This is a genomic window from Actinomadura sp. NBRC 104412, assembly GCF_030269515.1.
In the GTDB taxonomy this organism is placed as follows: domain Bacteria; phylum Actinomycetota; class Actinomycetes; order Streptosporangiales; family Streptosporangiaceae; genus Spirillospora.
In genome coordinates, this window is sequence record NZ_BSTM01000014.1 from 170324 (window position 1) to 176850 (window position 6527).

Genomic DNA, 6527 nt, shown 5'->3' on the forward strand with positions numbered 1-6527 from the left:
GGTTCGTCAGCCGGGCCGGTTGTGCCGAGGGTGGATTGGGTCACGCCACCTCCCCCACCTCGTCAGCGCCGCCGGTCTCGCCGAGGCCGAGGGCGACCATGCGGCGGATGTCGGCATCGGAGACGTAGGCCGCGCGGACCCGTACCGGGTCGGGGACGGCCTCCAGCCGCACATAACCGACCCCGGCGCCGACCTCGGGGACGGAGGAGATCTGATCGGCCAGCGCGCCACGGTCACGCGCCCCGTCGCCCAGCACCATGTCGACCTGTTCGGATTCGTCCAGGCGCAGGGCGATGCGGTCGGGGAACAGGTTGCGCAGGTTGTTGACCTCTTTGCGGGCGTCCTGCTGGGCGCCCAGCACGCAGTACCCCACCGACCGGCCCTGTGAGGTCAGCACCGCCAACGCCGACTCGGCCCGGCGGCGTAGGTCGCGTTCGGGGCAGTAGGCGGTCAGGAACGCCAGCTCATCCACGATCACCAGCCGGAACGGATCCTCATGGGAGGGCGTGAACGAGCGCGTGAGCCCGGCGAACCGGTCCGCGCGGGCGTTCATGTCCTGCGCCGCCGACTCCAGCAGGCGGACCATGCCGCCGGACGGGTCGGAGGAGTACCGGCCGTAGCGCTCGAACAAAGCCCGCCCAAAGGACAGTTCCATGCGTTTGGGGTCGATCGCCCACACCTGCACCAGCCCGTCCAGCATCAGCGGCAGCACCGCACGCACCACCGACCAGATCACCGACCCCTTGCCGGCCCCCGTCGCCCCCGCGATGAGCACGTGCGTCCCCAGCAGCCGCAGCCGCCAGGGTGAGCCGTCCTCCTGCCGTCCGATCACCACCCCGGACAGGTCGACCTGGTCCGCGTCCGGGATGGGCAGCGCCGCGATGGGACGGGCTAGGGCGTCGTGGCGGACGAACTCCAGCCAGATCCGGCCCGGACGGTCCCCCTCCCGCACGCGGACCAGGCGGGCGCCGAAGCCGTGCGCCAGGTTGGCCGCCACCCGCTCCCACGCCTCCGGCGCCTGCCCTTTGAGCATCCGGACCAGGACGCGATCGGAGGTGGGACCGGAGCGGACACGCACGATCGAGGGCAGGTACTCACGGCCCCGGTGGACCTTGGTCACCCCGGCGGTGACGAGAACCGGTTGCCAGTGCCGCCGGTAGGTCCAGGCCAGCCGCCACCGCGACCGCACCGGACCCGCGAAGTAGCGGACGAAGGTGGGACGGTCCGCGACCGCCCAGGCCGCCAGGACGAGCACGGCCAAGACGACCAGCAGGACGGGGACCGGCCAGCCGAAGGCGTACCCCAGCCAGGACAGGACGGCCGCCACGCTCACGGGGACGATGTTGCGGACCAGCCACACCAACACCCGCACCAGGACGCGGACGGCGTTCACAACCAGGACCAGGCCCTCAGGCATGTGCCAGACCGGGGGCGCCCACTTGGGCGCGGCGAACGGATCACGCTGGGCCTCGACGGCGACGTTCTCACCAGGCCCGAGCTTGCGGAACTCCCATGCCATGATGGATCACCTCTTCAACTTGCGGGTTTGCGAGGGGAGAGATGCGGGGCGGCCGGAGATGCGACCTCCAGCCGCCCCACCTGTGTCAGACCGGCCGGGCGGATCCGGTCGGCAGCGAGCGGGACCGGCACACCCCGCAGCCGGGGTCGCCGCAGAACCGCGACAGGGTGTGTGACCAGCGCGCCGCCCGGCGCGACTCGGCCCAGTCGAGGAAGGCCCGCAGTCCGGCCACGCCCAGCCCGGCCAGCACCAGGACCGCCAGGGCGACGAGGGGCGCGCTCATGCAGCACGCTCCGGTCCGGCCGTGCCCGCGCCGTCGGTTGGGGCGTGCAGCCGCTGCATCTCGTCCAGGTAGGTCTGGGCCGCCGTGACCAACTGCCGGGCGAAGTCCACATCGGCCGCCGTGACCGGCCCCTCCTCCCGCCCGGCCGGAGTGATGCTCACGCTCACCGGGGCGCCGTGCACCGCCAGAATCGGAGCCTTACCGGGGTAGGCGTGACAGATCACCCACGCACCCGAACCCGGATTGACCGACAGCGCCGCCCACGTACCACGGACCTTCCCGGCCATCACGCCGCACCCCGCTTCCCCGACCGGCCCGGCGAGGAGACGCGACGCCCGGACCGGTACAGCCGCTCCACCCGTACCCGGGGGTCGCCGTTGGGCTTGCGGCCGGTCTCCTCCACATACGGGGTCACCGTCAACCCCTCGAACTCGATCGGGCGGAACGGGCCGAACACCGCCTCCGGCACCACCGGGCACACCTCGGCGGCCACCTTGACGCGGATCGCCGACGCCTTGTGACCGGCCGCCGGGTCGGCGTCGTACACATCGATCACCCACACCGGAAGGCCGGTGTCCTTGTCGATCTCCTGCCGCTTGGACTCGAAGTTCTCCAGCGCCTCAGCCGGGCCGGTCGCGTACACCCCGTGCGGGAACACATCGGCGAAGCTGACGGGGATCCTGCCCTGAATCGCCATGCCACATCACTCCACTCGTTCGACCTCTCGACAACTTGTACTGTCGAGTTGCCATGAGGGTACGTCGCGAATGGCAACTCGACAAGTCGAGTAAGCGGGCAAGCTGATGTGACTTAGGTCACGTCACAGGGTGTATGTCTCTTCCAGGTCGTGCAGCTCGCCCGGCAGCACCAGCTCCACCACCAGCATCGCGCGCCCGTCACCGTCGAGCACCGAGGCCAGCACTCCGAACACCGGCGCCGTCCTGGAGATCTGGAGCGGTTTGGCCTCCGCCGCCGTGGGCCGCCGCGCGCTGAGCCGTTCCACCACGTGCACCAGCCGTGTCCGCGTGCCCGCCTGCACGAGCTGACGGACCGGGGCCGTCAGCGGCTCGGTCTGATCCAGCCCGGACGAGCGCGCCACCTGCGGCGCAGCCCACAGCGACACCAGCTCACACGGCAGTTCCCCGCGCAGGCCCAGGCGTTGCCGCCGCAGCAGCGGCGCACCGGCCACCACACCCAGCAGCGGCGCCACATGCTCCGGGGCGTCGGCCTGCCCCACGTGCAGGATGCGCACCCCGGCGCCGGCCTCTGCGTCATCGAGCACGGTGCGCGCCGGACGCGCCTGCTCACCCTCGGGCGTGAGCGGGGCCGCCTTGACGAACGAGCCGCGGCCGTGCTCGCGGACGATCTCCCCGCGTAGTTGCATCGCCTGCAACGCCCGCACCACGGTCGGGCGCGCTACCCCGAACTCTTTGATCAGTTGGGATTCCGAGGGCAGGGCGGAGCCGGGCGGGTAGGTGCCATCGGCGATCCTGCGCCGTAGCGCCGCGATGATCTGCGCGTACTTCGGCGGCGCGTACCCCATATCGTCCGACATCTCATCCTGCCATCAGCTCGACAACTCAACCGTCCAGGCAGCCTAACGCGCCCCCGCACCCCACGTCACCCCTTCACAAGACCGCCACCAGGAACTTTCAAGCCACGCGCGAGCACGACCCGGCCAGGCACCCGCACCCTAGGCACCGCACCCTAGGCACCGCACGCCGGTCAGCTCACCACCGGCCCTGCCGTCGTCCAGTTGAGCGTGTTCCCGGCGTCCTCATCCAGCCAGATCACCACGTTCCGGAACTCCATGACCATCATCAGCATGCGGCCGTGCAACCGGCACACCAGCAACCGGCCCGATCCCTGCACCGCAGGGACCAGCTCAGCGCGCAGCACCGCGCGCACCGGGCAAAACTCGCACTCCTGATCGGTATGCGCACCCACGACCTTCGCCAGCAAAGTCACGACCGGTCACCCGCCCGGCCCAGACCACAACCCGGCCGCCCGGACAGCGAGGACAGGTCCATCTCAAACCACACGTTCTGACCCGCCCCATCGGCGTACACACCCATCGCCGCCGACAGCTCCGCAACGATGAACAGGCCACGGCCGCCCTCGGCGAACAACCCGGCCTCTTCACCCAGCACAGAACCGGCGCCGTTCCCCTCGTCCAGCACCTCAACGCGCAGCCGGTCGAAGGTCTCCACCACCAGGACCAGGAACCCGCACGGCGCCGTCCCCGAATGCAGCACCGCGTTCGTCACCGTCTCGCAGGTACACAGCACCACGTCATCAAGCAGGCCCGCCGGGTAGTGCGCCAGCTCGCCCCGCAGCACCCTGCGCGCACGCGAGGCCGCCGTCGCATCACACGGCAACCGGTGCACCAGCATCCGGCGCGTCATCTGGCGCACCAACCGCCGCCACGCCTCCGGCGAGACCGCAAGCACCGCACCGCCGCGGTCGGTCGAATCACGAACGGCCACAAACCCCGGGCCCTTCGCCACCTCCACGCACCCGGTCTGATTCAGCGTCTCGCACCGCGAAGCCCTCCGGAACTCCAACGGGGCTGACAACCCCGGCATGTCCACTGTCCTGACCTTTCCGTGTTGAAGGTTCCGGGCACATGCAGGCGAACGCGACATACGCCACCAGGCCGACCAGGTAACTGTCATAGCCCCGATCAATGGCGCGGACCCCGGCCTCATACCGGTGATCACCGGTCAGTTCCCCGTCCCGCACCAGCAGCGCCCGCACCATCGCCCGCGCGCCCGCACGGTCCCGCCGCTCCGGCAAGACCCGCCAGGTCCCATCACGCGAGGTGCCCACGTGCCAGTGATCAGGCACCCACACCCGAGCGTTCGCCGGCACCGGCCTCACCCACCCGGCCCGGCGACACCGGCGCCCTTCCCACCTGCGGCGCCGACCAGGACGCGGCCCGCCCGCACCCACGACACCCCGAACCCGACACCCGGCCCCTGCACCATCACGCCGCCTGCACCCCCGTCCCCACACACAACGGGCACGGCTCCAGCCCCAGCACGGCAAGCGGCTCGCGAGCACCCTCCGACCGGACCGCGACCAGCCCACGCCGAGGAAGAACGAACTTGCCACCCCGCCCACCACACGACACACAGGCCCGGCAAGGCTCATCCACTGTCTGCTGCTGCGTCATGCCGTCCAAGGTCCCGGTGTCGGCCACTGCCCGCCCATCACCGGCAGGTATCCCGCCGTGGGATATACGCTCGGCACAGGGAAAGCCGCGCTCGTGGAGGTGGAGCAACGATGCCGGGACGGGCATCAGACCCGATCGACATCCCGGAGTCCCTCTGGCAGCGACCGCAGATGATCCAGGCCCTGTGGACACGCGACATCCGAAGCGTCTTCCTCCTGCTGCGCCAGTACACCGGCGCCAGCCAGACCCAGATCGCGATCGCCGTAGGCATGACCCAAGGCAAGATCAGCGAGATCATGAAGAAGGGTGGCCGCCAGGTCCTCGCCTTGGAGGTATTCGAGCGCATCGCCGACGGCCTCAACATGCCCGAAGCAGCCCGCATCACTTTGGGACTGGCGCCACGACGGCGTCTGAGCGCGTCAGCCGTCGCCGTCCCTCGGCCGCGCGCACACACCGAGCCACCGACCCAACCGGCGGACACCAAGACCATCCCGGGCAGTGAGGGAGAGCTAGACGCCGCCAATGACATCTCCCGCCTGACCCGATGGCTCACCGCCAGCGACACCACGGACGAGACGATCGAAGGACTTGCGCGATCGACCTCATCCCTGGCCACCGCGCATACGCAGGTGCCGGCGAAGCGACTTCTCCCGCAAGTGCTGCATCTTCACCGCCGCGCACAGGGCCTCCTGGAGACCTGCCGCCCGCGTCCCCGGCACACCCGCGAGCTTCTCCGTATCAACGCCGATCTACTCGCACACGCAGCCGTCATCTTCGGCGACATCGACTTGGACGCCCAGGCCGAGCAGTACGGCAGTGTCGCGCTCATGCTCGCCCGGGAGGCCGGAGCCAACGAGTCGTACGCGTGGTACGCCCAGGCCAAAACGGCCCGCTGGCAAAACCGCCTTATCGAAGCCGCGGACCTGTCCCGGCAGGGCTTCGAGGCCAGCCCGCACACGCCCATGAGAACCCAACTCGCGTGGTACGAGGCGAACGCCGCTGCCATCGTCGGAGACAAGAACAGAGCACGAGAAGCCGTCGCCCGCGCCGAACAGTCCGCCGAGACCGCCCGAACCGGCACCGCAGACCTGTCGGTCTGGTCCTTCCCCAACGAACGCCAAGCCCTCTTCGCCCTGTCCGTGGCCAACCGGACAGGCGATCCCGACGCAGCACTACGAGCCGCCGAGATGGCCGATGCCGCATGGGCCAACGGAGCACCCACCGCACCAGCGATCTGGGCTCAGATCCGCGTCGGCACAGCAATGGCGCACCTCTTCAAAGGGGACCTAGAAGGCACCGCCGAGCAACTCGACGAACTGCTCACACTTGACCCCTCGATGCGCCTCACAACGGTCACGCGTTATCTGGCCGACCTAGTGTCTTGTAACTGAAGATCGCTTACTTGAAGTTGTTGGCAAGCAGTTTCTTGTAGTCGCGTTGGAGAACGCGGACCTTGGCGATGATCTCTTTGGGTTTGGCGGTCCAGATGAAGGGTTTCGCGTCCTGGTTCCAGTCGGCGATGTAGGCGTTGATGGTGTCGATCAGGATGC

General features: G+C 69.5%; 8 protein-coding genes. 1 reads left to right on the forward strand and 7 read right to left on the reverse strand.

Translation table 11 applies throughout. The features are described 5' to 3' along the window. Window positions 1-40: 40 nt before the first annotated feature. The 7 genes from QSK21_RS19580 to QSK21_RS19610 form a co-directional block, all read right to left on the reverse strand. Window positions 41-1519, reverse strand: a complete 1479-nt coding sequence (locus QSK21_RS19580) for an FtsK/SpoIIIE domain-containing protein (RefSeq protein WP_285697667.1) — start codon at window positions 1517-1519, stop codon at window positions 41-43. 85 nt (window positions 1520-1604) lie between these two features. After that, window positions 1605-1802, reverse strand: a complete 198-nt coding sequence (locus tag QSK21_RS19585; protein WP_285697668.1) for a hypothetical protein — start codon at window positions 1800-1802, stop codon at window positions 1605-1607. After that, window positions 1799-2089, reverse strand: a complete 291-nt coding sequence (locus tag QSK21_RS19590) for a hypothetical protein (protein WP_285697669.1) — start codon at window positions 2087-2089, stop codon at window positions 1799-1801. Before QSK21_RS19590 ends, QSK21_RS19585 begins: the two co-directional genes overlap by 4 nt. Continuing rightward, on the reverse strand, window positions 2089-2499 hold the full coding sequence (locus tag QSK21_RS19595) for a plasmid replication, integration and excision activator (RefSeq protein ID WP_285697671.1): 411 nt from the start codon (window positions 2497-2499) through the stop codon (window positions 2089-2091). The genes QSK21_RS19590 and QSK21_RS19595 overlap by 1 nt, the downstream gene beginning before the upstream one ends. 123 nt (window positions 2500-2622) lie before the next feature. Continuing rightward, entirely contained in the window at window positions 2623-3357 is a 735-nt protein-coding gene (locus QSK21_RS19600) for a GntR family transcriptional regulator (RefSeq protein WP_285697672.1), read from the reverse strand. A gap of 170 nt (window positions 3358-3527) precedes the next feature. Beyond that, window positions 3528-3770: a hypothetical protein gene (locus QSK21_RS19605; RefSeq protein ID WP_285697674.1), complete on the reverse strand. Its 243-nt coding sequence runs from the start codon at window positions 3768-3770 to the stop codon at window positions 3528-3530. Next, entirely contained in the window at window positions 3767-4510 is a 744-nt protein-coding gene (locus QSK21_RS19610; protein ID WP_352231300.1) for a DUF397 domain-containing protein, read from the reverse strand. The genes QSK21_RS19605 and QSK21_RS19610 overlap by 4 nt, the downstream gene beginning before the upstream one ends. A gap of 577 nt (window positions 4511-5087) precedes the next feature. On the opposite strand from QSK21_RS19610, the gene QSK21_RS19615 reads away from it, so the two are divergent. Beyond that, window positions 5088-6368, forward strand: a complete 1281-nt coding sequence (locus QSK21_RS19615; RefSeq protein ID WP_285697677.1) for a helix-turn-helix domain-containing protein — start codon at window positions 5088-5090, stop codon at window positions 6366-6368. Window positions 6369-6527: the final 159 nt, after the last annotated feature.